Source organism: Ruegeria sp. C6, from assembly GCF_056537625.1.
Window position 1 is genome coordinate 1,408,072 of sequence record NZ_JBQFRW010000001.1, and the last position, 23,864, is coordinate 1,431,935.

General features: G+C 58.0%; 25 protein-coding genes. 12 read left to right on the plus strand and 13 right to left on the minus strand.

The window, feature by feature from the left end:
- Positions 1-137 precede the first annotated feature (137 nt).
- Positions 138-1,073, minus strand: a complete 936-nt coding sequence (locus ACR0MJ_RS06975) for a cation diffusion facilitator family transporter (RefSeq protein WP_170393456.1) — start codon at positions 1,071-1,073, stop codon at positions 138-140.
- 486 nt (positions 1,074-1,559) lie between these two features.
- Positions 1,560-1,979, minus strand: a complete 420-nt coding sequence (locus ACR0MJ_RS06980; protein WP_170393458.1) for an HIT family protein — start codon at positions 1,977-1,979, stop codon at positions 1,560-1,562.
- Between the two features lie 278 nt (positions 1,980-2,257).
- On the opposite strand from ACR0MJ_RS06980, the gene ctaD reads away from it, so the two are divergent.
- The 4 genes from ctaD (at position 2,258) to ACR0MJ_RS07000 (ending at position 6,322) form a co-directional block, all read left to right on the plus strand.
- Positions 2,258-3,916: a cytochrome c oxidase subunit I gene (gene ctaD, locus ACR0MJ_RS06985; protein WP_170393460.1), complete on the plus strand. Its 1,659-nt coding sequence runs from the start codon at positions 2,258-2,260 to the stop codon at positions 3,914-3,916.
- A 162-nt stretch (positions 3,917-4,078) separates the two neighbouring features.
- Positions 4,079-5,107 carry a bestrophin family protein gene (locus tag ACR0MJ_RS06990; RefSeq protein ID WP_480760104.1) on the plus strand — a complete coding sequence of 343 codons (1,029 nt, stop codon included), beginning with the start codon at positions 4,079-4,081 and terminating at the stop codon, positions 5,105-5,107.
- A gap of 83 nt (positions 5,108-5,190) precedes the next feature.
- Positions 5,191-5,790: a 2-hydroxychromene-2-carboxylate isomerase gene (locus ACR0MJ_RS06995; RefSeq protein ID WP_170393465.1), complete on the plus strand. Its 600-nt coding sequence runs from the start codon at positions 5,191-5,193 to the stop codon at positions 5,788-5,790.
- Positions 5,791-5,836: 46 nt separating this feature from the next.
- Complete coding sequence (locus ACR0MJ_RS07000) at positions 5,837-6,322, plus strand: DUF2244 domain-containing protein (protein WP_170510555.1); 486 nt, start codon at positions 5,837-5,839, stop codon at positions 6,320-6,322.
- On the opposite strand, the gene ACR0MJ_RS07005 is transcribed toward ACR0MJ_RS07000, so the two are convergent.
- Positions 6,323-6,805, minus strand: a complete 483-nt coding sequence (locus tag ACR0MJ_RS07005; protein WP_170393469.1) for a GatB/YqeY domain-containing protein — start codon at positions 6,803-6,805, stop codon at positions 6,323-6,325.
- A gap of 182 nt (positions 6,806-6,987) precedes the next feature.
- Here ACR0MJ_RS07005 and carA point away from each other — a divergent pair, with 182 nt between their 5' ends.
- A complete protein-coding gene (gene carA / locus ACR0MJ_RS07010) occupies positions 6,988-8,154 on the plus strand; it encodes a glutamine-hydrolyzing carbamoyl-phosphate synthase small subunit (RefSeq protein ID WP_170510981.1) in 1,167 nt (388 codons plus the stop codon).
- A gap of 62 nt (positions 8,155-8,216) precedes the next feature.
- A complete protein-coding gene (locus ACR0MJ_RS07015) occupies positions 8,217-10,145 on the plus strand; it encodes a glycosyltransferase family 2 protein (RefSeq protein WP_480438428.1) in 1,929 nt (642 codons plus the stop codon).
- On the opposite strand, the gene ACR0MJ_RS07020 is transcribed toward ACR0MJ_RS07015, so the two are convergent.
- Positions 10,102-10,749, minus strand: coding sequence for a GntR family transcriptional regulator (locus ACR0MJ_RS07020; RefSeq protein ID WP_170393473.1), 648 nt, complete (start codon positions 10,747-10,749; stop codon positions 10,102-10,104). The two genes, ACR0MJ_RS07015 and ACR0MJ_RS07020, sit on opposite strands and share 44 nt — an antisense overlap.
- Positions 10,750-10,849: 100 nt before the next feature.
- Between ACR0MJ_RS07020 and ACR0MJ_RS07025 the strand changes: the two genes are divergently transcribed.
- The 3 genes from ACR0MJ_RS07025 (at position 10,850) to ACR0MJ_RS07035 (ending at position 13,099) form a co-directional block, all read left to right on the plus strand.
- A complete protein-coding gene (locus ACR0MJ_RS07025) occupies positions 10,850-11,494 on the plus strand; it encodes a pyrimidine 5'-nucleotidase (protein ID WP_170405027.1) in 645 nt (214 codons plus the stop codon).
- Between the two features lie 87 nt (positions 11,495-11,581).
- The gene (locus ACR0MJ_RS07030; RefSeq protein WP_170405023.1) at positions 11,582-11,830 is read left to right on the plus strand and encodes a hypothetical protein; all 249 of its coding nucleotides are present in this window, start codon (positions 11,582-11,584) and stop codon (positions 11,828-11,830) included.
- Between the two features lie 72 nt (positions 11,831-11,902).
- Complete coding sequence (locus tag ACR0MJ_RS07035) at positions 11,903-13,099, plus strand: UbiH/UbiF family hydroxylase (protein WP_480760115.1); 1,197 nt, start codon at positions 11,903-11,905, stop codon at positions 13,097-13,099.
- Between the two features lie 31 nt (positions 13,100-13,130).
- Here the strand turns inward: ACR0MJ_RS07035 and ACR0MJ_RS07040 are convergent, their stop codons facing one another.
- Positions 13,131-14,258 (minus strand): aminotransferase class V-fold PLP-dependent enzyme, encoded by a 1,128-nt coding sequence (locus ACR0MJ_RS07040; RefSeq protein WP_480760117.1) that lies wholly within the window; start codon positions 14,256-14,258, stop codon positions 13,131-13,133.
- 232 nt (positions 14,259-14,490) lie between these two features.
- On the opposite strand from ACR0MJ_RS07040, the gene ACR0MJ_RS07045 reads away from it, so the two are divergent.
- Positions 14,491-15,192: a GntR family transcriptional regulator gene (locus tag ACR0MJ_RS07045; protein WP_170393483.1), complete on the plus strand. Its 702-nt coding sequence runs from the start codon at positions 14,491-14,493 to the stop codon at positions 15,190-15,192.
- On the opposite strand, the gene ACR0MJ_RS07050 is transcribed toward ACR0MJ_RS07045, so the two are convergent.
- Positions 15,189-15,647 carry an Lrp/AsnC family transcriptional regulator gene (locus ACR0MJ_RS07050; protein WP_480760120.1) on the minus strand — a complete coding sequence of 153 codons (459 nt, stop codon included), beginning with the start codon at positions 15,645-15,647 and terminating at the stop codon, positions 15,189-15,191. The two genes, ACR0MJ_RS07045 and ACR0MJ_RS07050, sit on opposite strands and share 4 nt — an antisense overlap.
- Positions 15,644-16,099, minus strand: a complete 456-nt coding sequence (locus ACR0MJ_RS07055) for an Lrp/AsnC family transcriptional regulator (RefSeq protein WP_170393487.1) — start codon at positions 16,097-16,099, stop codon at positions 15,644-15,646. The genes ACR0MJ_RS07050 and ACR0MJ_RS07055 overlap by 4 nt, the downstream gene beginning before the upstream one ends.
- Positions 16,100-16,230: 131 nt before the next feature.
- On the opposite strand from ACR0MJ_RS07055, the gene ilvC reads away from it, so the two are divergent.
- Positions 16,231-17,253 (plus strand): ketol-acid reductoisomerase, encoded by a 1,023-nt coding sequence (gene ilvC / locus ACR0MJ_RS07060; RefSeq protein WP_170393489.1) that lies wholly within the window; start codon positions 16,231-16,233, stop codon positions 17,251-17,253.
- A 45-nt stretch (positions 17,254-17,298) separates the two neighbouring features.
- Here the strand turns inward: ilvC and ACR0MJ_RS07065 are convergent, their stop codons facing one another.
- Both ACR0MJ_RS07065 and ACR0MJ_RS07070 read right to left on the minus strand, forming a co-directional pair.
- Complete coding sequence (locus ACR0MJ_RS07065) at positions 17,299-17,754, minus strand: SRPBCC family protein (protein ID WP_480569191.1); 456 nt, start codon at positions 17,752-17,754, stop codon at positions 17,299-17,301.
- Positions 17,751-18,059, minus strand: coding sequence for a metalloregulator ArsR/SmtB family transcription factor (locus ACR0MJ_RS07070; RefSeq protein ID WP_170610146.1), 309 nt, complete (start codon positions 18,057-18,059; stop codon positions 17,751-17,753). Before ACR0MJ_RS07070 ends, ACR0MJ_RS07065 begins: the two co-directional genes overlap by 4 nt.
- A 78-nt stretch (positions 18,060-18,137) precedes the next feature.
- Between ACR0MJ_RS07070 and ACR0MJ_RS07075 the strand changes: the two genes are divergently transcribed.
- Complete coding sequence (locus tag ACR0MJ_RS07075; protein ID WP_170405007.1) at positions 18,138-19,040, plus strand: DMT family transporter; 903 nt, start codon at positions 18,138-18,140, stop codon at positions 19,038-19,040.
- Here ACR0MJ_RS07075 and glmM read toward each other — a convergent pair.
- The 4 genes from glmM to ACR0MJ_RS07095 form a co-directional block, all read right to left on the minus strand.
- Positions 19,037-20,380 carry a phosphoglucosamine mutase gene (gene glmM, locus ACR0MJ_RS07080; RefSeq protein WP_170393497.1) on the minus strand — a complete coding sequence of 448 codons (1,344 nt, stop codon included), beginning with the start codon at positions 20,378-20,380 and terminating at the stop codon, positions 19,037-19,039. The two genes, ACR0MJ_RS07075 and glmM, sit on opposite strands and share 4 nt — an antisense overlap.
- Before the next feature lie 33 nt (positions 20,381-20,413).
- Positions 20,414-21,412 carry a dihydropteroate synthase gene (folP, locus tag ACR0MJ_RS07085; RefSeq protein ID WP_480760127.1) on the minus strand — a complete coding sequence of 333 codons (999 nt, stop codon included), beginning with the start codon at positions 21,410-21,412 and terminating at the stop codon, positions 20,414-20,416.
- Positions 21,409-22,329: a dihydroneopterin aldolase gene (locus ACR0MJ_RS07090; protein ID WP_170393501.1), complete on the minus strand. Its 921-nt coding sequence runs from the start codon at positions 22,327-22,329 to the stop codon at positions 21,409-21,411. Before ACR0MJ_RS07090 ends, folP begins: the two co-directional genes overlap by 4 nt.
- 105 nt (positions 22,330-22,434) lie before the next feature.
- Positions 22,435-23,808, minus strand: a complete 1,374-nt coding sequence (locus tag ACR0MJ_RS07095; RefSeq protein WP_480760130.1) for a multicopper oxidase family protein — start codon at positions 23,806-23,808, stop codon at positions 22,435-22,437.
- Positions 23,809-23,864: the final 56 nt, after the last annotated feature.

The following is a 23,864-nucleotide window of genomic DNA, read 5'->3' on the forward strand; positions in this document are numbered from 1 at the left end:
GTATGTAATGACCGTTCATGAGTGAGTGGTGTGTTAACCGGTGATCTCAGGGCTGCCCTGCGAAATCCGTGAAAGTGTTTGGTTACGAGTCTGCCGTTCCGACCCCATATCGGAACGGCAATTCTCGTTTTAGGCCCCTAAATCTGTTGATGCCCAAATCGGGTTGATCCGACGCAAGCGTGCCCGCTGGCTTCGATTTCAAGCGTAACATGACCAAGCCCAAACTTGTTCTGCAGAACCTGCTTGACCATCACCCGGATATCCTCGGCACTATCTTGTGCGTCGGGTTTGATGACCAGATGCGCCGACAGCGCGGGCTCACGCTCCTGCATGCTCCACAGATGGATGTGGTGAACTCCTGCCACGCCCGATACGCCCTCAATGGCTGTGGCGACCTCTTCCGGATCCAATTCTGTTGGCGCGCCCAACATCAGAACGCGTATGGTTTCACCGATCTCGGATTTGACGTGCCAAAGGATGTAAAGTGAGATCATGATGGTGACCGCTGGGTCGACCCAAGTCCAGTTGAAGACAATTACAGCGGTACCTGCGACAATCACGGCGACAGACCCCAATGCATCGGCCACATTGTGCAGGAATGCCGCACGAATATTCATGCTGTCCTTGGACATGGAATAGGTCAGCATAGCGGTGACAAGGTCGACGACCAATGCGATCCCAGCGATCCAGACAACGATCCAGCCATTAACCGGCTCGGGCTCGACAAACCGCATTACGCCTTCGTACAGCAGATAGACCGACAGAACGATCAGTGTTGTGTAGTTAACCAGCGCCGCTACAACCTCGGCCCGGCCATACCCGAAACTCATACGCGCGTTTGCGGGTCGACGAGCGATCTTGCGGGCAAAGAATGCGATGACCAGCGCAATCGCATCTGACAGGTTGTGCAAGGCGTCCGCAATCAAGGCAAGCGACCCTGAAATAACCCCGCCCACAATCTGTGCCAGCGTCAAGAACATATTGACCGCGATGGCCCAGGCAACGCGCGCATCTCCGGCCTGCGGATCAACATGCGCGTGGCTGTGCCCTTTGTGGGAATGCTGATGAGCCATTTTAGTGTGTCCTATTTACTGAATCACCATGCTACATAATTCCTCTAGTGACTAGAGGTTCAAGGGGGTGTTTTCGAAAATGAATGCAATCGGGGCTCCCTCATTTCGCACTGGATTCAAAGCACCTACGATCCGGTTCTGGACTTCTACCGCCGTTCGAACCTACTGCGGGTAATCGGCGCCGCTATGACGAAACCGCGCTGCGGCGGTTGCAATGCGTACGCCATGGCCAAGATCTGGCCACCCGCTGGCCCAATTAGAGGCTTTGCTCACGCTCGAAGCTGCAAATGGAAAAACTTGAACCGGGCTAATGAAATCGCCGAACAGTTGCCTGAATATCTACGAATCCGGATCGCACGCCTGAAATGAATGGAACAAGACTGATCCGTATTCCTCAGGTCTGCGACGAGCAGCGCTGTTACGCAAGTGTCGTGCTCCATGCGTTTGGTGATCACGACGCCTGCGACAGCTCGCTTCGAAGGTGGATCAGGTCAGTGCCGCGCGGATCTTGTCGGCGTGTTGAGCAATCAGGTCAAAATCGCCCATTTTACCGGGTGGGCGTATCGAGACGCCCTCGTGGCGCGGCAATACATGCACATGAAGGTGAAATACCTCTTGCCCGCCTGCGGCCTCATTGAATTGCTGAACGGTGACGCCATCAGCGTCAAACGCTTCTTTCACAGCGTGAGCCATCTTCTGTACCGTCGCCATCACCGCTGCCAGTTGCTCGGGCGTTGCATCCAGCATGTTGCGACAGGGGGTTTTGGGGATCACCAACAAGTGCCCGTCCGCCCGGGGCATAATATCCATCAGCGCGACGGTGTCGTCGTCTTCATACACACGGTTTGACGGGATTTCTCCGCGCAGGATCTTGGCAAAGACATTTTCGGGATCATAAGCGGTCATTACAGGCCTCCGGTGTTGGACTTACCCGTTGTTCTGAGCCGCCGCTTGATGCGGGTCAAGCGGGTTTCCCCGTCACCACTTGTAATCGCGGACTGAATCCCCAAATCCCTCGCATCCGAGGTCAGATTATCGCGCAGCACAGTCTGCCCGCGACAATTAATCTTGATCCAGATCAAACTCGACCATTGAAGGTCGCCCCTTCGCAATCTAAAACCAGCAGGAATCCCGCGCGTTGGAGAGGTCCGACTGCGCGGTACAGTTGCAACAGGAGGCACCTAATGGCAGACGCAGCCATTCATGGTCACGAGCATGAAGATCAGCGCGGCTTTTTCACCCGCTGGTTCATGTCGACCAACCACAAAGACATCGGGATTCTCTACCTGGTCTTTTCGGCCCTTGCCGGTCTGATCTCGGTTCTGATGACTGTCTATATGCGGCTCGAACTGATGCACCCCGGTGTTCAGTATATGTGCCTCGAAGGTTTCATGGCCGATCCATGTACCCCCAACGGTCACCTCTGGAACGTAATGATCACCTATCACGGTGTTCTGATGATGTTCTTCGTGGTCATCCCTGCCCTGTTCGGCGGTTTTGGCAACTATTTCATGCCGTTGCAGATCGGCGCGCCGGACATGGCGTTCCCGCGGATGAACAACCTGTCCTTCTGGCTGTATGTCGCTGGCACCTCGCTGGGCGTCGCCTCGCTGCTCAGCCCCGGTGGTAATGACCAGCTTGGTTCAGGTGTTGGCTGGGTTCTGTATCCACCGCTGTCGACGACCGAAGGCGGCATGTCCATGGACCTTGCGATCTTCGCCGTGCACGTATCGGGCGCCTCCTCGATCCTCGGCGCGATCAACATGATCACCACCTTCCTGAATATGCGTGCCCCGGGCATGACACTGTTCAAGGTGCCTCTGTTCAGCTGGTCGATCTTCGTCACTTCGTGGCTGATTCTGCTGTCGCTGCCGGTTCTGGCAGGCGCGATCACCATGCTGCTGATGGACCGCAACTTCGGCTTCACCTTCTTTGATCCGGCCGGTGGCGGCGATCCGATCCTGTATCAGCACATCCTTTGGTTCTTTGGCCACCCGGAAGTGTACATTGTGATCCTGCCCGGCTTTGGCATCATCAGCCACGTGATCGCGACCTTCGCGCGCAAACCAATCTTCGGCTACCTGCCGATGGTCTGGGCGATCATCGCGATCGGTGTGCTGGGCTTCGTCGTATGGGCGCACCACATGTACACCGTTGGCATGTCGCTGCGCCAGCAGGCCTACTTCATGCTGGCCACGATGGTCATCGCGGTTCCGACCGGCGTTAAGGTCTTCTCGTGGATCGCGACCATGTGGGGCGGCTCGATCGAGTTCAAAACCCCGATGCTGTTCGCCTTCGGCTTCCTGTTCCTGTTCACCGTTGGTGGTGTGACCGGCGTTGTGCTGTCGCAGGCCGGCGTGGACCGTGCCTATCACGACACCTACTACGTCGTTGCGCACTTCCACTACGTGATGAGCTTGGGTGCCGTCTTCGCGATCTTCGCTGGCGTGTACTTCTACTTCTCGAAGATGACGGGCCGTCAGTATTCCGAGTTCTGGGGCAAGGTTCACTTCTGGCTGTTCTTCATCGGCGCCAACCTGACCTTCTTCCCGCAACACTTCCTGGGCCGTCAGGGCATGCCACGCCGCTATATCGACTACCCTGAAGCGTTTGCTCAGTGGAACTTCGTTTCGTCGATTGGTGCGTTCATCTCGTTCGCCTCGTTCCTGCTGTTCTTCGGCATCGTGATCTACGCCCTGCTGCGTGGTGCGAAAGAGACACGCCCGAACCCGTGGAACGAATACGCGGATACGTTGGAATGGACCCTGCCCACGCCGCCGCCGGAACACACGTTCGAGCAGCTGCCCAAGCAGGAAGACTGGGACAAGGGCCACGCGCACTAATCCCGCCATCCAAACCAAATTCAGCAAAGCCCCGCCCCGTGCGGGGCTTTGTGTTTTTTATGCCCCCAGTCCGCAACTTGCTGCACCCAACACGTAGACGCACCAAAGATCAGGCCGCTAGTATTTGCGAAAACAGCATAATCTAAGACGGGTGCGCGCCACATGATTCTCCATCACGGCATCACACTTCGGCAACTGGTCAAAGGCTCTGCCGGGTTCATTTGCATCGTCATGGCCTGGATACTCCTGCTTGAACTAGTGGATGAAGTTACTCCACTTGAGTTGATCTCGAACTCCAGCCCACCGGTCACGATGCTGGGTTTGGCAGTGGCATTTTTTCTGGGTTTCAAGAACACCTCGGCCTATGGCCGCTGGGTCGAGGCCCGCAAGATCTGGGGGGACATCGTCAACGCCAGTCGCGATTGGGGCAACACGATCAGCAATCTGGTTCAGGCTGACGGCACGCCGCTTGCGCCCGAGATGCGCCGCGAGTTGCTGGAGCGTCATATCGCATTGCTCAACATGCTGGCATTTCAGCTGCGCCAGCCCGCAACGCATGGGCGCGCCCGCCGCCCGTGGATGTTCGGACACAAGCCGGTCGTGGACAAAATCGCGCTGCATCAGGAACCCGAATGCTGGCACAATACCCAACTGGCGGCTGATATGCCTCTGCTCGAAGGGAAATCCAACCGTGCGGCGTACCTGTTGTTTCTTCAGGGTGAGCGGCCTTCTTCACTGGCGCAATCCGGCAAGATCGACCCCTATTGGCATGTGGCGCTGATGAACCGGCTAGCACGGTTTGCAGACGCGCAAGGCCAAAGCGAACGTATCAAGAATACCCCCTTCCCACGGCAGGTCGCCGAGGTCGGACGCATCTTCAGCTATATTTTTATCTTCATGTTACCGCTGGCGTTGAATGACCAACGCTCGATCACCGCTGGCATGGGCTACTCGGTAACAAAATCCGTTCTGCTTGACTGGGCAGTCTTTGCTCCGATCGGAGCGTTGGTTTGCTGGATTTTCTTCGTGACTGAACGGGTCAGCGCCTCGATGGAGGACCCGTTCGAAGGCGACGTAACCAATGTTCCGATCTCGTCCATCTGCCGCATGATCGAAATCGACCTGCGCCAGATGACATCCTGCGGCACTGTCCCTCAGCCGACAGAACCCATCGATAAAGCGCTACTTTGACCACTTAAATTGGGCAAAGATCGAAAAAACCTCCGTTTTGCGGTATTCTGGTTGGCAAAGCCCCTTTTGACAGGAGCCTTGCTATGCCCGAGATCGACTTTTGGTATTCAATCGGCAGCACTTACAGTTTTCTGACCATCACGCGCCTGGATGGCTGGTGCGAAGAAAACGATGCGACGGTAACCTGGCGCCCCTTCAACGTGCGCACGGTGATGTCGGAACAGCAAAATATACCCTTCGCGGGCAAACCGGTGAAGTCGGCCTATATGTGGCGCGATATTGAGCGGCGCGCCGCGAAATATCACATCCACGCCAAACTTCCCGCCCCCTATCCAATTTCTGACCTGGCGCTGGCAAATCAGGTGGCTTTGCTGGGCATGCAGGACGGCTGGGGCGCCGGGTTCACGCAAAATCTTTATCGGATCTGGTTCGAGGACGGGATTGAGGCCGGTAGCGAAAGCGCCATTTCCGAAGCCCTGCTTCGGTGCCAACAAGATCCACGCCTGATGCTTGCCCGTGCCCGCAGCCCGGACGCTGTTGCAGCCTTGGAGGACGAGACAAACAAGGCCATCAAACTGGGGGTTTTCGGCGCACCCAGCTTTGTTGTCCGCGACGAAGTGTTCTGGGGTGATGACCGGCTTGACGATGCCCTGTCATGGGTCCGCGTCGGCCACGTTGTCTGACTGATTTTTGCTTCGATATTGCGCCGGTCTGAGCTAGGTTCCCGCCATGCCTTATCAATGGACAGAAAACTCGGACGCTGAACAGGAACTGCGGCTTTGGCCGCACAACTCCTTGCCACCACGTGGTGCAATGACCGTCATCTTGTCGGTGTTCCTGTTCGGACTGATCCCGCTGCTGGCGATGTTGGGTTCGATCGTCCTGTGGGGTCTGCTGCCGTTCCTACTGCTGACGGTTCTGGGCCTCTGGTTGGCAATCCAGACAAACTATCGCGCGCGCAGCGTGTTCGAGGTTCTGACCTTAGGCCAGACGCAAGCCCACCTTGTGCACCACCACCCAGACAAGGGCGATCAGGAATGGACCTGCAACCGCTATTGGGCCCGTCCTGAAATGCACACCAGCGGTGGTCCGGTACCCCATTACGTAACGCTGATCGGCGATGGGCGCGAAGTTGAGATCGGCGCGTTCCTGTCCGAAGACGAGCGGATCGCACTGTTTGATGATCTGAGTCAGAAACTGCGTAAATCGACGTGATTATGCACCGTTCGAGTTAGCGCAAAGATGATCTTTGACCATCGGTCCTACTTTGCCGAAATCCATCTGACCGGTATAGCGCGACTTCAACTCGCCCATCACCTTGCCCATATCGCGGATTGAGCCCGCCCCAGTAGACGTGATGGCGGTCTGAATGGCCTTGCTAACCTCGTCGTCGTCCAGCTGTTTGGGCAGGAATTCCTCAATCACCTCAACCTCGCGCAGTTCCCGCTCGGCCAAATCAAGGCGTCCGCCCTCTTCGTAGGCGCGTGCGCTTTCCTTGCGCTGCTTGGTCATTTTACCCAGAATTTCAAGCACTTCGGCATCGCCGCAGCCTTTGGTCTCTTCATTGTCAGAGGCGCGCGAAGCAATATCACGATCCTTGATCGCCGCATTGATCAGGCGCAGTGTCGAAAGACGCTCGGCGGCTTTGTCTTTCATAGCTTGCTTCAGGGCAGAGTTCACCCGTGATCGCATATCCATATGGTCTGTCCATCCCCATGGCAAAGGAACCCTGACCATATCGAAACAAAAAGGTTGGTACAACAGTGGACATTAATTGTAACTCATTGATTTTTAACAATAGCCCAAAATTTGAACAGACTTGACCCTAGCGTATAACCAACTTAGTTATGCGCCCGTTTACCTTACAGGAGAGTCGCGCCATGGCCCAGAACGCCCCGTCCAAGCCCACCGCATGTCTGGCGTTGGCCGATGGAACCCTGTTTTACGGTGTGGGCTTCGGCGCAACCGGTCAAACCGAGGCCGAGTTGTGTTTCAACACCGCCATGACGGGCTATCAAGAGATCATGACCGATCCTTCTTATGCGGGCCAGATCGTGACCTTCACTTTCCCGCATATCGGCAATGTCGGAGTGAATCCCGAAGATGACGAAACCGGCGACCCGGTGGCAGCCGGGATGGTGGTCAAATGGGACCCGACCGAGCCGTCGAATTGGCGCGCGACAGAAGAGCTAAAAAGCTGGTTAGCCCGCCGTGGTCGCATCGCAATCGGCGGCGTCGATACCCGCCGCCTGACCCGCGCGATCCGCCAGCAAGGCGCACCGCACGTGGCGCTAGCTCATGATCCCGAGGGAAACTTCGATATCGAAGCCCTGATTGCTGCAGCGCGTAGTTTTGCGGGTCTCGAAGGGATGGATCTGGCCAAAGAAGTCACCTGCGCCCAAAGCTATCGCTGGGATGAGATGCGTTGGGCTTGGCCCGATGGCTACCAGCGTCAGGAAGCTCCGATGCACAAGGTGGTCGCGATCGACTATGGTGCCAAGCGCAACATCTTGCGCTGCCTCGCCTCGGCGGGTTGCGACGTAACCGTATTGCCCGCCACCGCAACGGCTGCGGAGGTGCTGGCACACAAGCCGGACGGAGTGTTCCTGTCAAACGGACCCGGCGATCCGGCGGCTACCGGCGAATATGCTGTTCCGATGATAAAGGAAGTGCTGGATACAACAAATCTGCCCGTCTTTGGCATTTGCCTAGGCCATCAGATGCTGGCACTGGCGCTTGGCGGGCAGACGATCAAGATGAACCACGGCCACCATGGTGCCAATCATCCGGTCAAGGATATGGAAACCGGCAAGGTCGAGATCACCTCGATGAACCACGGCTTCGCCGTGGACGCGGAAACACTGCCCGATGGCGTAGTCGAAACGCATCGCTCTCTGTTTGACGGCTCGAACTGCGGCATCCGCATGACGGGTCGCCCGGTTTATTCGGTGCAGCATCATCCAGAAGCGTCACCCGGCCCGCAGGACAGTTTCTACCTGTTCGAACGCTTTGCCGCGGCGATGGCGGATCAAAAAGCACAAGCTTAAAGGCGAATTCAACAGCGTTAACCGTGTGTTAACTCTGACTAAGCAACCCTGCCGGATGTTACATGCGGCAGGGTTTCGTTATGGTCGAATTGAATCTCCAGCGTCAGACACTGGCGCAGCCTGTGCCCGGGCCGCATTCGCGCAAACCGCTCGGCACATGTCTCGTCGAACAAGGCATCATCACACCCGACCAGTTGGCGCGCGCCCTGCGGATGCAAGTATTCCAGAACGCGCCATTGGGGGAAATACTGGTCAGTGAAGGATGGGCCAGCCGTGCGCAGGTTCTCTCGGCGCTGTCTGACCAAACCGGCCTTCAGATCGCCGATCTTGCGCAGGTACCACCTGCCGCAGACCTCTGTTTGCTCGAACCGGTCGAGTTTTGGTTGGAGCACAATGTACTGCCCTGGATGCGTGTGGGGCCAATCCTGCTGATCGCTACAGCCAGGCCAGATACATTCGACGCAGTGGCAGACGCATTGAAACGCCACCGTTACACAATCATCCCGGTTCTGGCAGGACCCGAGCAGATCGATGCCGCCATCGCCCGTCAATATGCTCAACCGCTGGCACAAGCTGCAGAAACTCGCGTTGAGGCGCGGCAAAGCTGCAGGAATTGGTCGGCCCAGACGCGCCGTGGGCCGATCATTGGATTTATCCTGTTCGCGGCACTCTGTGTTTGTTTCCCGATAGTTGGCCTCGGCCTTCTTTTGGGCTTTGCACTGCTGACCCTAGGACTGTTCTTGTCTCTCAGGCTCTCGGGGCTCATTGCTTATCTGTGGCGAGAAAAATCTGAGCCAACAACAAAGACCTCTGAGTCACTTCGCCTACCCCGCGTCTCGATCCTTGTGCCGCTATATAAGGAACGCGAGATTGCCGATGACCTGATCGCCCGGCTGCGCCGCCTGACCTATCCCAAAGCGTTGCTGGATGTCATTTTGGTGCTGGAAGAGCGGGATGACGTAACCAATGAGGCGCTCAGGCAAATAGAACTGCCAACCTGGATGCGCGCCATTGTTGTGCCGGATCGGGGTGACCTGACTACCAAGCCCCGTGCGATGAACTATGCGCTGGATTTCTGCCGTGGAGAGATTTTGGGCGTTTGGGATGCCGAAGACGCGCCGCAATCCGATCAGATTGAAACCGTTGTCCGCCATTTCGCGAACGCCCCAAAGGAGGTGGTGTGCCTGCAAGGTATTCTAGACTACTACAATCCGCGCACCAATTGGCGGTCGCGCTGTTTTAGCATCGAATACAGCGGCTGGTTTCGCGTCGTCCTGAAAGGCATCGCGCGAATTGGTCTGGTCGTTCCGCTGGGCGGCACAACCTTCTTTTTTCGCCGCGACAAGCTGGTCGAACTGGGCGGTTGGGATGCCCATAATGTCACCGAAGATGCCGATCTGGGTGTCCGCCTAAGCCGTGCCGGATATCGGACCGAGATCGTCAGCACCACGACCTATGAAGAGGCGAACTTTCGCGCCTGGCCATGGGTCAAGCAGCGTTCGCGTTGGCTGAAAGGGTTCATGGTAACCTATCTGGTGCATATGCGCGCACCACGCCAATTGCTGCGCGATCTGGGGTTGCTGCGCTTTTTGGGCTTACAGGCCTTTTTTCTGGGAACACTGGGCCAATTCCTTCTGGCCCCGCTTTTGTGGGCGTTCTGGCCCATCTTTTTCGGGCTGCCCCACCTGTATCAACCAATCCTGACACCCGGTTTATTGACTGCCTGCGTGGTTCTGTTTCTCGTCGCCGAAGCCGCCAACCTATTGGTGGGTATCTTCGGTGTCATCGCAGGCAAACGCAGGTTCCTGCTACCCTGGGTGCCGACCATGGTGCTTTACTATCCGCTGGGCGTGTTGGCGGCCTACAAAGGCCTGTGGGAACTGGCGGTCAATCCGTTCTTCTGGGACAAGACCCAGCACGGCCATGCGGTCGAGGAACGTGAGGCCGTTATTTCTCGCGCCGGATCGCATCCTGTTTCAGCCGCGTCATGAAGGCGACCGAAATGTGATCCTGCAACGCCTTGGCCGCCGCGTCCTCGTCTCGCGCCGCAATCGCGTCCACGATGCCTTTGTGCTCGCTCTGCGCAATCTCGCCACGCCCTTCTGCGGCCAGCGATGTGGTCGCCATCAAGGCCATGGTCCGATGCACCAGATCAAGCTGCTGCACCAGATAGCGGTTATGCGAAGCCAGGTGAATCTGTTCGTGAAATCTCCGGTTGGCCCGCGACAGCGCAACAGGATCTCCGATCAACTCATTGTCAGCCACCACCATGTCCCGAAGGACCCGAATTTCCTCTTCGGTTGCGTGTTTTGCGGCCAGACGTGCGGCCAGCCCTTCCAATTCACGCCGGACAACATAAAGCTCGGCCATCTGGTTGTGGTCCAATGAGGCCACGATCAACGACCGCCCGTCCCGTTCCAGCAACGACTGCGTTTCCAGCCGCTGCAGCGCCTCGCGGATCGGAGTGCGCGAAACGCCAAACCGCTCGGCCAGTTCGCTTTCCACCAGCCGATCACCAGGCTTGTAGACACCGACGTCTATCGCTTCGAGAATAAGGCTATAGGCGTCCGTATTGGACTGTTTGGATTGGGGCATCGGCTGAATTGTCTCCTCGTTCGGACCTGTCTAGCCGCCACACGCCCCCCCGATCAAGTGCGGCATTGAAAACCGCAGCCCATCGCCCTAAACCCAAAGCATGGTCAAACCTGCCTTTTCCCATGTCACCCAATGGGTGTTCGATCTAGACAACACGCTTTACCCGCCGCATATGCGCCTGTTCGATCAGATCGAAGTGCTGATGACGGATTACGTCGTGCAAGCTATCGGCGTCGACCGCCCCGAGGCCGACCGGCTGCGTTCGCATTACTGGCGCGAATACGGCACGACACTCGCGGGCCTGATGGCAGAGCACGATCTGGACCCCGATCCCTATCTGCACGCCGTGCATCAGGTGGACATGAGCCATATGGAACCCGATGTTGCGCTGGCGGAACATATCCGCGCTTTGCCCGGGCGACGCATCGTCTATACCAATGGATCTGCACCTTATGCCGAGCGCGTTCTGGCGGCACGCGGTCTGATTGGGCTGTTCGACGCGATCTATGGCGTAGAACACGCAGGCTATCGCCCCAAGCCGCAAAAAGCCGCGTTCGAGGCGATCTTTGCGCAGGATGGAATCGATACCGCGAAAGCCGCCATGTTCGAAGATGATCCACGCAATCTGGCCGCCCCGCACGAGATGGGAATGCGCACCGTACACGTCGCGCCTGACCCGCACGAGGCTGACCATATTCACCATCACACCGATGATCTGACCGGGTTTCTGGGTCGCCTGCGATAGGCTGTCACACTGCGACGATCTGTTCGTTTCGCAGGTGCAGAATTGACCCCATATGCAGCTCAGCGACGAACAGAATCGGAGACCCCAATGACCGCGCTTGAGATGCCTCAGCGCCTGCCTCTTTGGCAGCGCCTTTTGTTTGCAATTCCCGTGTTTGGCTGGATGGCCCGGGACGCGGCCAATGCCGAAGCTGAAGACCTTTATTATACAGCCGCGGCGCTGGTCAGCATGTGGGGCTGCTCCATCCTTCTGTTCGGCCTGCCGGGTCTTTATATTCCTGCTCTGATGCTGGTGCCGACGATGTTCCTTGTCCTGATTTTGATCTCTCGGGGATAAAGCACGAGACAGGATGTCACTTGGCGCCCACCGCGCAACAGCACTAGTGTCTGCGGCAACGGAGACATACTCATGACTGACAGCTGTGACATCCTGATTTCCGGCGGCGGAATCGCCGGATTGACCGCCGCCGCCGCCTTTGGCGCTGCCGGGTTCGACGTAGTCTGCGTCGATCCCACCCCTCCGATCACCGAGCGGGACGTGGACGGATCGGATCTGCGTACCACCGCTTTTTTGCAGCCTGCCCACGGTCTGTTGGAACAATGCGGGCTTTGGGCCAAGCTGGATGCCCACGCCGCGCCCCTGCAGATCATGCGCATCGTGGATGCGGGTGGCGATGTGCCCGAACCGCGCGTCGTGCGTGATTTCAACGCCGCCGATATCTCGAACCAGCCATTCGGATGGAACCTGCCCAACTGGCTGCTGCGCCGCGAGATGGTGGCGCGACTAGCCGAACTGCCGAATGTCGATTTCCGCCCCGGCACCGGTACGGTCAGCCTGTTCACCCGCACCAATGAGGCACGAGTCGGCCTGAGCGACGGCACCCGCATCCGCTGCAAACTGGTAATCGCCGCTGACGGGCGCAGTTCACCAATGCGCGAAGCTGCCGGGATCAATGTTCAAACCACGCGCTACGGCCAAAAGGCCCTCGCCTTCGCCGTCACACATCCTATCCCGCACGACAATGTCTCGACCGAGATTCACCGCTCGGGCGGGCCGTTCACATTGGTCCCCCTGCCCGATTGGCAAGGCCAGCCGTCCTCGGCCATTGTCTGGATGGAACGTGGGCCACGTGCCATTGAACTGTTAAACCTTGAAACCGACGCGTTCGAAGCCGCCATGACCGAACGCTCTTGCGGGCTGTTCGGACCGCTGAAATTGGCCTCACGCCGGACGATCTGGCCGATCATCAGCCAGTCGGCGGAACGGTTGTCGGGTGAACGCATCGCGCTGATGGCCGAGGCCGCGCATGTGGTGCCACCTATTGGTGCGCAGGGGCTGAACATGTCGTTGGGCGATCTGCGCTGCTTGCTGGAATTGACGCAAGCCCGGCCCGAGGGCTTAGGCGATGCGCAGATGCTGGATTCCTATCACAAGGCCCGCCATACTGAGATCGAACTGCGCGTCAAGGGCATCGACCTGCTGAACCGCGCCTCGATGATCGAAGCGCGTCCGCTGCGCGACGCACGAGCGATGGGGCTGAATGCGCTCTATTCCCTACCACCCGTGCGCAAGACGCTAATGCAAATGGGCCTCGGCGTCCGCTGAACCGTAGGGCGGGCTTCTGCCCGCCACGCTATTACAGCACCTGATCCAGAACCCGTTTCAGGCGCGCAATCGTGTCGTCAACATCATACAGCTTGTCCAAGCCAAACAGGCCGAGACGGAAGGTGCTGAACCCTTCGGGTTCGTCACATTGCAGCGGCACGCCCGCTGCGATCTGCATGCCCAGGGCCGCGAACTTCTTGCCGTTCTGCACTTCGGGGTCTGCTGTATAGCTGACCACCACACCGGGCGAGCCGAACCCTTCGGCAGCAACCGACATGACGCCCTTGTCCCTAAGATAGGCCCGGACGCCATCACCCAGCGCCCATTGCGCCGCGCGCAGCTTTTCGAAGCCGTACGCGCGCGTCTCGGCCATTGTGTCGCGGAAGGAAAGCAGAGAATCCGTGGGCATGGTGGCGTGATAGGCATGCCCGCCATTCTCGTAGGCCTGCATGATCTGGCGCCACTTCTTCAAATCTATCGCGAAGCTATCGGATGAGGTCTCGGCCAGTCGTGCCTCGGCGCGTTCGGATAGCATGACAAGACCGGCGCATGGCGTTGCGCTCCACCCCTTCTGCGGAGCCGAGATCAGCACATCCACTCCGGTGGCCTTCATATCGACCCAGGCACAGCCCGAGGCGATGCAGTCCAGCACCATCAACGCCCCCACCTCATGCGCAGCAGCGGCCATCGCTGTCACATAATCATCAGGCAGAATCACTCCGGCCGAGGTCTCAACATGCGGCGCGAAGACAATACCCGGTCGTTTCTCATGGATTGTCGCCACAACTTCATCAATCGGGGCCGGAGCAAAAGGTGACGGGCTGGAATTGCCGGTTTCGCGCGCTTTGAGAACGGTGGTCGACGATGTCAGATCACCTGACTCGATGATCTGACTCCACCGATATGAAAACCACCCATTGCGTACGACAAGCACATCAGCACCCCGCGCAAACTGTCGCGCGACAGCTTCCATCCCGTAGGTGCCTCCGCCGGGAATGACCGCAACGCCTTCAGCATTGTAAACTTCACGCAGCATTGCCGAAATATCGCGCATGACTTGCTGAAAACTTGCAGACATATGGTTCAGAGAACGGTCGGTAAAAACCACCGAGAACTCCTCCAGCCCGCCCGGGTCAACAGTATTCAGTAGTGCCGGCATGACGCATCCTTTCTATTGGGTCCTTTTTGTTCTGCCTTGTCTTGCGCGCTCGGTAAAGCGTCAAACGCGGCCTGAAGTTGACCCAAAGTAACCCACAGCCAAAAATTTCATTTTGAGTTTTTACATGCCACAATTAGCAGAAATGACGCCAACCAGAGTCAGGTCCCCTTTACACCCTAGCGTGTTTCTGAACAGATACACACACTTTGAACAAGAACGGATAATTTTACTCGTGACTGCGCAAAAGCGGATTAGTTTTCAAGTCGTTCGAGACGAGGTAAAGCGGCGGATTGAATCCCGCATATGGCCTCAGGGCTCGCTTTTACCCACCGAAACCCAATTAGCGGAAGAGTTCAATTGTGCCCGCGCCACAGTGAACCGGGCGCTGAGGGAGCTCGCCGAACAGGGCTTTGTCGAGCGCAAGCGCAAAAGTGGAACGCGGGTCAAGAAAGAACCACGCAAACAAGCCAAGCTTGAAATTTCACTTGCGAGACAAGCGGTTGAGAACCAAAACTCAGCCTATCGCTATGCTCTGGTGGAACGGAACGTGGTCTACAGCCCCGGCTGGTTGACCTCGCAACTGAATGTCGAACCGGACGCGCGCGTTCTGCACGTGATCTGCATGCACTATGCAGACAACCGCCCCTTCCAGCTTGAAGAACGCTGGATCAATATCGAAGCCGTACCCGAGGTCGAGCAAGCCGACCTCAACAAAAGTGGCCCACACGAATGGTTGTTGAATGCTGCCCCGTTCACCGAAGCTGAAATCGCCTTTTGCGCGATCTCGGCGGACAATCGTCTAGCTGATTTCATGGGCACAACCACTGGCACTTCGATGATTCAGCTGGAACGGACCACGTGGAAGGACGGGCAGCCGATGACTTTCGCCCGCATGACCCATCATCCGGGGTTCCGCATCCGCACTAAATACTAACCGATCGGCCCGGGCAGGCGTTCTTCGCTCAGCAGTACATTGGCTTCGACCTCTCCGGCCCCTGGTAAGGTCATCACCCTCCGGCGCAGAACCCGTTCGAAATCTGCCAGATCCCGCGCCACGACGCGCAAGCGATAATCATAAAGACCCAGCACATGCTCAACAGTCTGTACCTCGGGAATGGCGCTGACGGCGCGCTCGAAATCTTCAAGGCTGACCTGCCCTTTTCGCGCAAGTTTCACGCCGAGAAAGACGGTCACTCCAAAACCCAGGGCCACGGCATTCAGACGCAGCCGCCGCCCCTTGATCACGCCTGCTTCTTCCAGTCGACGAATACGCCGCCAGGTCGCGGGCTGCGATAAGCCAAAGCGGCGCCCCAGTGCCCCCGCGCTTTGGGTCGCGTCCTGCACCAGCCCGCGCAGAATTCTGCGGTCGATCTCATCCAGTTCGATCATACCGGCAACACCTCATCCCGTTTGACTCGGGCGATATGCATAAGGGCTTCGATATCGGCGATATGCGGTAGGGTCAGAATGCGATCGCGATAGACCTGTTGATAATGCGCCATATCTCGCGCCAACACCGATAGGCGCACATCCACCCGACCAAGGAAGGTCTGGATCTCGATCACCTCGGCCACGTTCCGCGCCGCCGCCGTGAATTCGTCGAACGCCCGTGCCTGCGTCTTGTCCAGCGTTATTCGCAAAGAGACCTCGACCGCATAGCCCAAGGCGGCCCAGTCGATAACGGCTTCCTGCCCCTCGATCACTCCTGCCGCCTGCATTTTTTCGATCCGGCGCCAGCAGACGCCCGAAGTGATGCGGCATCGCTCAGCCAATTCTGCCGTTGTCAGGCTTGGCTCGGCCTGGAAGTGGCGCAGTATACGTCGATCAACATCATCAAGCATGATTTTTTCACGTTTCGTTCAATAGAAGAATTATTCTTCATCTATTTGTCAAATACTCAATCCAAACCCTATCGCCAATAGCAATCACGCAAGATAGAAGCACATCAATCGAAACTGAAAGGACCGGCGAAATGCGCGTCTATTACGATCGCGATTGCGACATCAACCTGATCAAAGACAAAAAAGTGGCGATTCTGGGCTACGGCTCGCAAGGCCACGCCCACGCGCTGAACCTGCGCGACTCGGGCGCCAAGAACCTGGTCATCGCCCTGCGCGAAGGCTCCCCCTCGGCCAAGAAAGCCGAAGCGGAAGGCCTGCAGGTGATGGGCATCGCCGAAGCCGCAGCCTGGTGCGACGTTATTATGTTCACCATGCCTGACGAACTGCAAGCTGAGACGTACAAGAAATACGTGCACGACAACATCAAGCCAGGTGCGGCCATCGCGTTCGCCCACGGCCTGAACGTCCATTTTGGCCTGATCGAGCCGAAAGAAGGCGTCGACGTGATCATGATGGCCCCCAAAGGCCCCGGTCACACCGTGCGCGGCGAATACACCAAAGGCGGCGGCGTTCCTTGCCTCGTCGCGGTCGACAACGACGCGACCGGCAAAGCGCTGGAAATCGGCCTGTCATACTGCTCGGCCATCGGTGGCGGCCGTTCGGGCATCATCGAAACCAACTTCCGCGAGGAATGCGAAACCGACCTGTTCGGTGAGCAGGCTGTTCTGTGCGGCGGTCTGGTTGAACTGATCCGCTGCGGCTTTGAAACGCTGGTTGAGGCCGGCTACGCGCCCGAGATGGCATATTTCGAGTGTCTGCACGAAGTGAAGCTGATCGTTGACCTGATTTATGAAGGCGGTATCGCCAACATGGATTACTCGATCTCGAACACCGCTGAGTACGGCCAGTACGTTACCGGCCCGCGTATTTTGAAGTACGACGAGACCAAAGCGCGTATGAAAGAGGTTCTGAACGACATCCAGCAGGGTAAATTCGTCCGTGACTTCATGCTGGAGAACGCTGTAGGCCAACCGACCATCAAAGCGTCGCGCCGTGCGAACGATGAGCACATGATCGAGGAAACCGGTGCAAAACTGCGCGCCATGATGCCCTGGATCTCGGCTGGTAAAATGGTCGACAAAGAAAAGAACTAAGTCTGACAAATGTCAGCGAAAGGGCGGCCCCGGTGGCCGCCCTTTTCATTTGGTGACAGCATTTGCGTAGCATTCGCCCAGAACATAATCCCAGCCACTGTCGTAACCGGTGCGTTTGTCCGACGCCTCAGATGCCCAGACTTCCCAGCCCGAATGGGTCAGAGTGACCGTGGTATGCCCGGCTCCGTGGGCTGCGAACCGGACCTCAACCCGCGTGGGGCGGTCGGTGTTGGTGCCGGGGTGCCAGCTGAAGGCCAGGCGAGCCCCCTGTTCGAAGATCAACACTTTGCCCCAATCAGCGCGGGTGCCATCGAACATGGTTTCATAAACCGCACCGCCGACATGAGGTTCGATCACAACTGCCAGCGCAGGCTTGCCTTGCGCCGCTGAGACAGCGTGCCCATCCAATGGCCACCATTTGGCAATGCGATTTACAAAAACATCAAAGGCGTGCTCGGGCGCTGCGTTCACAACAATGGTCTTGATGATTGGTTCGATCATGCATCTCGTCCTTCGTTTACCTCGGCGGCGAAACTCTCCAACACGTCCGACCAGTATTGCTCGAGCCAGGCGCGCAGTTCTGCCAGCCCCTCGGGTCGGGCGGCATAGATGCGGCGCGTTCCCTCAGCCCTGCAAACGACAAGTCCGGCATCGGACAAGACCTTTAAATGTTGCGAGACCGCCGGGCGGCTTACGGGCAAATCCGCAGCCAGATCACCAACCGCCCTGGGGCGCTTGGCCACCGCCTCAAATACCTTGCGACGGGTCGAATCCCCTAAAGCCGAAAGCACTTCTTTGTAAGCCATATCTTACGGTAAGTAATGACTTACCTAATGTCAATATCAGCGCGTGACACCGTCAGATTCGCGGGATAAGTGGATGGAATGGTTCAACAACCGACAAAACAGGATTGGAGCGGTGTTTTCACGCTGGGCCTCATCTGGGGCGGGACGTTCATGGTGGTTGCCATGGCGCTGGAAGGCTATGGACCGGTCACCGTGGCGACGTCGCGCACCACATTGGGTGCCGTTATGCTGCTGGTGCTGATGCGCCTTACCGGACGGCGTATTCCGAGTTTGACACCAGCCCTTTTGAGTTCGATTTTCTTCATCGGCATTCTGTCGACGGCGGTTCCCTTCATGCTGTTAAGCTGGGGGCAACAATTTGTCCCTTCGGCCTTTGCGGGTCTGTCCATGGCGGCGATTCCGCTGATGGTTCTGCCGCTGGCACATTTCTTTTCGGATGAGCCTATGAACCTACGGCGTCTGGTCGGCGTTTGCCTTGGCTTCTCTGGCGCGCTTGTGTTGATCGGGCCCGGTCTGGCGCAATTGGGTCAGGGTACGCAGCCACTGGCGCAAATGGCCTGCGTCACGGCAGCCTTGTGCTACGCCAGTTCGTCGATCCTGACCCGCCGCTGCCCTCCGATTGAACCGATGGCTCTGGCAGCCCTGACGCTGCTGGTTGGCGCAGTACTATTGATACCTATCATGCTGCTAACCGAGGGGCTTCCCTCGTGGCAGGGAACGCGCCCCAGTCTGGCCCTGATCGTTCTGGGCCTTGTCCCCACGGCCTTCGCCACCCTGCTGCGAGTATCCATCACCCGCAGCGCCGGGTCCGTCTTTCTGACGCTGGTGAACTATCAGGTGCCCGTTTGGTCGATGGTGTTCGGGGCCTGGATTCTATCCGAAGCCCTGCCGCTGCGGTTCTATATCGCGCTTGCCATGATCCTAACCGGGCTGGCAATCAGCCAGTGGTTCACTCTGCAGAAAATGCTGCTGGGGCGTTAACCTGTCGCCGCCTCAACCTCGGATACGATCCCATCGACCACTTGGGTCAGCAGTGCGGCATCCTCGCATTCCGCCATCACCCGGATCAGAGGTTCCGTGCCCGATTTGCGGATCAGCAAACGCCCCTGCCCATTCAGACGCGCCTCGGCCTCGGAAATCGCGCTTTTGACGCTGGCCGCTTCCAGCGGGGCCTGCCCCGCGCTAAAGCGCACATTCTTCAGCAATTGCGGCACCGTCTCAAACTGGCGCGATAGGTCCGAGGCTTTCTTGCCGGATTGCACCATCTCTGCCAGAAAATGCAGCCCCGCCATCAGACCGTCGCCGGTTGTGGCATAATCGCTCATCACGATGTGACCTGACTGTTCGCCACCAAGATTGAAACCACCCTCGCGCATCCGTTCAACCACATAGCGGTCGCCAACGGCGGTCCGCTCCAGACGCAGCCCCTGCCCGGCCAGGTGCCGCTCCAACCCGAGGTTCGACATCACAGTGGCGACCAAGGCGCCGCCTTTCAGCTGATCCGCGCGGGACCAGGCGGTCGCCAACAGGGCCATCAACTGATCCCCATCAGCAACAGCGCCGGTTTCGTCGATCACAACGACGCGGTCGGCATCCCCATCCAGACAGATACCTACATCGGCGCCATGTGAAACCACGGTTTCGGCCGCAACACGAGGCTGGGTTGAGCCACATCCGAGGTTGATGTTCTTGCCGTTCGGCGCGATGCCGACCGGGATCACATCTGCTCCCAACTCCCAAAGAACTTCCGGCGCAGTACGGTGCGCGGCACCGTTGGCGCAGTCGATCACGACCTTCAGCCCATCCAAGCGCAGATTGCGCGGCAGCGATGATTTCACACGCTCGCCATAACGGAACCGTGCATCGTCAACCCGACGCGCACGACCAATATTCTGCGCCTGTGCGGGGCTTACACCTTCTTCGATCAACCGCTCGATCTCAATCTCGGCCTGATCGGACAGCTTGAACCCGTCCGGCCCAAAGAATTTAATTCCATTGTCGATCGCCGGATTGTGACTGGCCGAGATCATCACGCCCAGATCCGCGCGCATCGAGCGCGTCATCAACCCTACCGCAGGAGTCGGCACCGGCCCCAGCAGCAGTACGTTCATACCGGTCGAGGTCAAGCCTGCCGTCAACGCATTTTCCAGCATATAGCCCGACAGCCGCGTATCCTTGCCAATGACAACGCGGTGTACGCCTGAGGCATCGCGGCGGAAATAACGCCCCACAGCCGCGCCAATCCGCAAAGCCATTTCCGCCGTCATAGGGTGCGTGTTGGCGGTGCCCCGCACCCCGTCGGTTCCAAACAGCTTGCGCATAAGTCGGTCTCCTGAAAATTCCTTTTGCCCGGATTAGCGGACGGCGGCCCATAGACGCAAGGCCTGAGCCGTCTCGGCCACGTCATGTACCCGTACAATCTGCACGCCCTGTGATATTCCCGCCAGAGCAACCGCGATTGACCCCGGCGCGCGGGCATCCTTGCGCGGCTCTTTGCCGATCTGACCAATAAATCCCTTGCGAGAAACACCCAGAAGGATTGGACAGCCCAGCCCGTGAAACAGGCTGAGATTGCGCAGAAGGGTCAGGTTGTGGTCCAGATTCTTGCCAAACCCGATGCCCGGATCGATGACAATCAAATCGCGGCTGAGCCCCAGTCCTTCAAGATGGGCGATTTGCCCCTCAAGGAAATCGTAAACATCCAGCAGAACATTGTCATAGTGCGGGTCATCCTGCATCGTGGTCGGATCACCCTGCATATGCATCACACAAACCGGAGCCTCAATCTGCGCGCAAAATGGTGCAAGTTTGGGATCGAAGGTAAATCCCGACACATCGTTGATCAGTCCCGCACCCGCCTGATGCGCTGCCTTGGCAACACCGGCCTTGCGAGTATCGATCGAGATCAACACATCCGTCTCGCCCCGAATTGCCTCAATCAAAGGGCGTGTGCGGGCAATCTCTTCGTCTTCAGGCACAAAATCAGCACCCGGGCGCGTGGATTCGCCGCCAATGTCCAGAATACTTGCACCATGCGCTACCATGTCGGCGGCAGCGGTCCGAGCGGCCTCGACCGAGTTATACAGCCCCCCATCCGAGAAGCTATCCGGCGTGGCATTCAGAATGCCCATGATCTGCGTTCGTGCCATATCAAGCCCGGCAATCGCTGGACGCGTGCAGGTCAGACGATCCAGCTGTTCCTTTGGGATTTCAACGGCATCGACGATCTGGGTGCTTTGCCCGCGCTCAATCCGCTCGGCCTGTGAGAACCACAGCACCTGCCCTGCAAGTGGCACCGCCCCGTCGGCGCGCGCGCTCCCATGCTGGACCAATGGGCGGTAATAGACGGTCACAGTTGCGCCTGCTCCACCGGAACTGCGCGCAATGGCGTTTTGGGGGCTTCGGGCAGGTCTCCGCCAATAACCAGCATCTCGCTGGCTTCAAAGGTTGCTGCGAACCAAGCAGCCAGCGCCACCGCGTCAGACGGCGCGGCTGAGGGGCCATCGACCGCATCCAGAACAATTTTGGAGGGTGCCCAAACACAGATCTGGCCGTTTTTCATCGCCCAATCCAGCTCGGTCCGGGTTGAAACGACCACGCAACGGTGATCGCGCGCAGCCAGAACCCAGGCGTTCTGTTCAATTGCCAACAGATCTATCCGGCGTTGGGTCATTGCGTGACCCGTCTGCGGCACATCCAGATCAGACGCCCCAACACACAGGATCAGCGGGCGCTGGCGATTCTCAAGCTGATCGATCCAGCCGGTGAGATTACCTGATGAAATCGCTGCGTTCGACAGAAAGACCAACCGTGGATGTGGCCGCTCTTCTTCGGTCACATCATGATGTACCGCATCCTTCCCGCGCACGATCTCGACGCCAAGCGCGCCAGGTCCACGATCCAGTTTTTCAATGCGAACAAAGGCTCTTACAGCCTGAGGCTCAAGCAGAATGCGCTCCGCCACGCGATCTGCCAGTGTCTCGAGCAAATTTAGTCGTTCAGCAGCCAACTCGAACGCAATCGCTTCGGTTACACGGTCGTAAGACAGAATACGATCCACGTCATCATCGATGGGGTCTGTCAGCGGACGCACCTCGACCACGATGTTAAAGCAGATCCGTTGCGTGGTACCGCGTTCGGCCTGAAACGCCCCGATCTCGACCTCAACGATGTGATCGCGCAGCGAAATGCGGTCCAGCGCACCGCGCGCGGCGGTAGCCTCGGACCGTTCGGACGGGTGCGCAAAGGCAAGACGGATTTCAGAGCTCATGCGGCGGACCTTTTCGGGCTCGGTGGACTGATGATCAGCCCACTTTAGGCGTTTCGCGGGCGTATAGCATCGCAGCAAACGCCTTTCCAGCTACGGAATGCGGCGTTACGTGACCCGGAACCAGCTCATCATACCCGATGCCGCATGGCCAAGCATGTGACAATGCAACAGCCAGTTGCCCGGATTGTCAGCTACCAACGCTACCTGCCGCACCTGCCCTCGCTCGACTAGAACAGTGTCGCGCCACGGCCCCAGTGTACCGTCCTGCAGGATAATGCGAAAATGGTGTCCATGCAGATGCATCGCATGTGGAAACGCCGTTTCATTTGCGAATTCAATCCGATGAACTGATCCCAATCGCGCATCCAGAAACGGATCATCTGGCCGCTCTGCATATCCGTTCAAAGCCCAGAATCGTCCAAGCTGAGCCAACTCGCGCCCCGACAGCTCGGAATCGCCCAATTTGGCGCTCTCCAGCCAGCGCATTGCACCCCCCTGCATCGTCATACGATGCAGAGGTGTATTCTGCAGTTCAATTTCGGGCATTCGGTTTGCTGGCAACGGTCTAACTTTTGCATCAGCAATACGCGATCGTACTCCGAACACATCAAATTTGACGAGTCCGTAAGCGCCATCCCGTTCTACACTCACAATACTTGCCGCCTGGCCGGATTCCGCTGAGACATCAACGATCAAGTCAACCCGCTGCGCAGGCGCCAAAGGAAAACTGCTCTCAACTCGCAATGGAACCTCAAGCGGCATACCGTCAAGCGCAACAATCCAGCCAGCAAGCCCGTCGAGCGCTACGTCGAATACTCGGGCATTCGCGGCATTGATCACCCGCAATCGCAATCGTTCAGACGCCAGCACTGGATAAGAAGGGTCAAACTCTCCGTTCACCGTTACGATGTTGCCCAGCCGACCCGCATGGCTCAGATCATGACCATTGTCGAAATCGCTCGATATCTTTGCGCTCTCGGTGTCAAGGCGCCAATCGTCCAGCATTAAGGTCAGGTCCTGATCAACATCGGGTCCGCTGGCTTCTTCGACGATCAAAGGGCCATAAAGCCCACGCGCGACCTGCTCCATCGATTGGTTGTGCGCATGATACCAATAGGTTCCCGCATCCGGCACCACGAAATCATATTCAAAGTTGGAAACTGGCTGCACAACTTCCTGCGTCAGGCCGGGCACTCCATCCATCGCATTGTCGATCCGGATGCCATGCCAGTGAACGGTCGTTGGTTGCGGCAGCATGTTTACAAGCTTGCGGCGTACCCGAGCCCCCTGCGGAACACGGATTTCCGCGCCCGGAACACCGCCGCCATAACTCCAGACCGGAGTTTCCGGATATCCCTGGGGCGCGATCTGCTGGAGGGAAGTCTGTGCCACCAGTTCGGTGGCAGATGCCATCGCCACGCGTGGTATCATCGACAAGGCCAGGGTCGATTGCAGAAACTGTCGGCGTGTTATGGTCATTGCGAGCCTCCTGGCTCGCAACATAGTTGGTAAAACGCCTGTTGCCAGCACCCTTC

Excerpts from the sequence above, each read along its gene's own strand:
- ACR0MJ_RS06975 (WP_170393456.1), bottom strand. The coding sequence starts at position 1,073 with ATGGCTCATCAGCATTCCCACAAAGGGCACAGCCACGCGCATGTTGAT.
- ACR0MJ_RS06980 (WP_170393458.1), bottom strand. The coding sequence starts at position 1,979 with ATGACCGCTTATGATCCCGAAAATGTCTTTGCCAAGATCCTGCGCGGA.
- ctaD (WP_170393460.1), top strand. The coding sequence starts at position 2,258 with ATGGCAGACGCAGCCATTCATGGTCACGAGCATGAAGATCAGCGCGGC.
- ACR0MJ_RS06990 (WP_480760104.1), top strand. The coding sequence starts at position 4,079 with ATGATTCTCCATCACGGCATCACACTTCGGCAACTGGTCAAAGGCTCT.
- ACR0MJ_RS06995 (WP_170393465.1), top strand. The coding sequence starts at position 5,191 with ATGCCCGAGATCGACTTTTGGTATTCAATCGGCAGCACTTACAGTTTT.
- ACR0MJ_RS07000 (WP_170510555.1), top strand. The coding sequence starts at position 5,837 with ATGCCTTATCAATGGACAGAAAACTCGGACGCTGAACAGGAACTGCGG.
- ACR0MJ_RS07005 (WP_170393469.1), bottom strand. The coding sequence starts at position 6,805 with ATGGATATGCGATCACGGGTGAACTCTGCCCTGAAGCAAGCTATGAAA.
- carA (WP_170510981.1), top strand. The coding sequence starts at position 6,988 with ATGGCCCAGAACGCCCCGTCCAAGCCCACCGCATGTCTGGCGTTGGCC.
- ACR0MJ_RS07015 (WP_480438428.1), top strand. The coding sequence starts at position 8,217 with ATGCGGCAGGGTTTCGTTATGGTCGAATTGAATCTCCAGCGTCAGACA.
- ACR0MJ_RS07020 (WP_170393473.1), bottom strand. The coding sequence starts at position 10,749 with ATGCCCCAATCCAAACAGTCCAATACGGACGCCTATAGCCTTATTCTC.
- ACR0MJ_RS07025 (WP_170405027.1), top strand. The coding sequence starts at position 10,850 with ATGGTCAAACCTGCCTTTTCCCATGTCACCCAATGGGTGTTCGATCTA.
- ACR0MJ_RS07030 (WP_170405023.1), top strand. The coding sequence starts at position 11,582 with ATGACCGCGCTTGAGATGCCTCAGCGCCTGCCTCTTTGGCAGCGCCTT.
- ACR0MJ_RS07035 (WP_480760115.1), top strand. The coding sequence starts at position 11,903 with ATGACTGACAGCTGTGACATCCTGATTTCCGGCGGCGGAATCGCCGGA.
- ACR0MJ_RS07040 (WP_480760117.1), bottom strand. The coding sequence starts at position 14,258 with ATGCCGGCACTACTGAATACTGTTGACCCGGGCGGGCTGGAGGAGTTC.
- ACR0MJ_RS07050 (WP_480760120.1), bottom strand. The coding sequence starts at position 15,647 with ATGATCGAACTGGATGAGATCGACCGCAGAATTCTGCGCGGGCTGGTG.
- ACR0MJ_RS07055 (WP_170393487.1), bottom strand. The coding sequence starts at position 16,099 with ATGCTTGATGATGTTGATCGACGTATACTGCGCCACTTCCAGGCCGAG.
- ilvC (WP_170393489.1), top strand. The coding sequence starts at position 16,231 with ATGCGCGTCTATTACGATCGCGATTGCGACATCAACCTGATCAAAGAC.
- ACR0MJ_RS07065 (WP_480569191.1), bottom strand. The coding sequence starts at position 17,754 with ATGATCGAACCAATCATCAAGACCATTGTTGTGAACGCAGCGCCCGAG.
- ACR0MJ_RS07070 (WP_170610146.1), bottom strand. The coding sequence starts at position 18,059 with ATGGCTTACAAAGAAGTGCTTTCGGCTTTAGGGGATTCGACCCGTCGC.
- ACR0MJ_RS07075 (WP_170405007.1), top strand. The coding sequence starts at position 18,138 with ATGGTTCAACAACCGACAAAACAGGATTGGAGCGGTGTTTTCACGCTG.
- glmM (WP_170393497.1), bottom strand. The coding sequence starts at position 20,380 with ATGCGCAAGCTGTTTGGAACCGACGGGGTGCGGGGCACCGCCAACACG.
- ACR0MJ_RS07090 (WP_170393501.1), bottom strand. The coding sequence starts at position 22,329 with ATGAGCTCTGAAATCCGTCTTGCCTTTGCGCACCCGTCCGAACGGTCC.
- ACR0MJ_RS07095 (WP_480760130.1), bottom strand. The coding sequence starts at position 23,808 with ATGACCATAACACGCCGACAGTTTCTGCAATCGACCCTGGCCTTGTCG.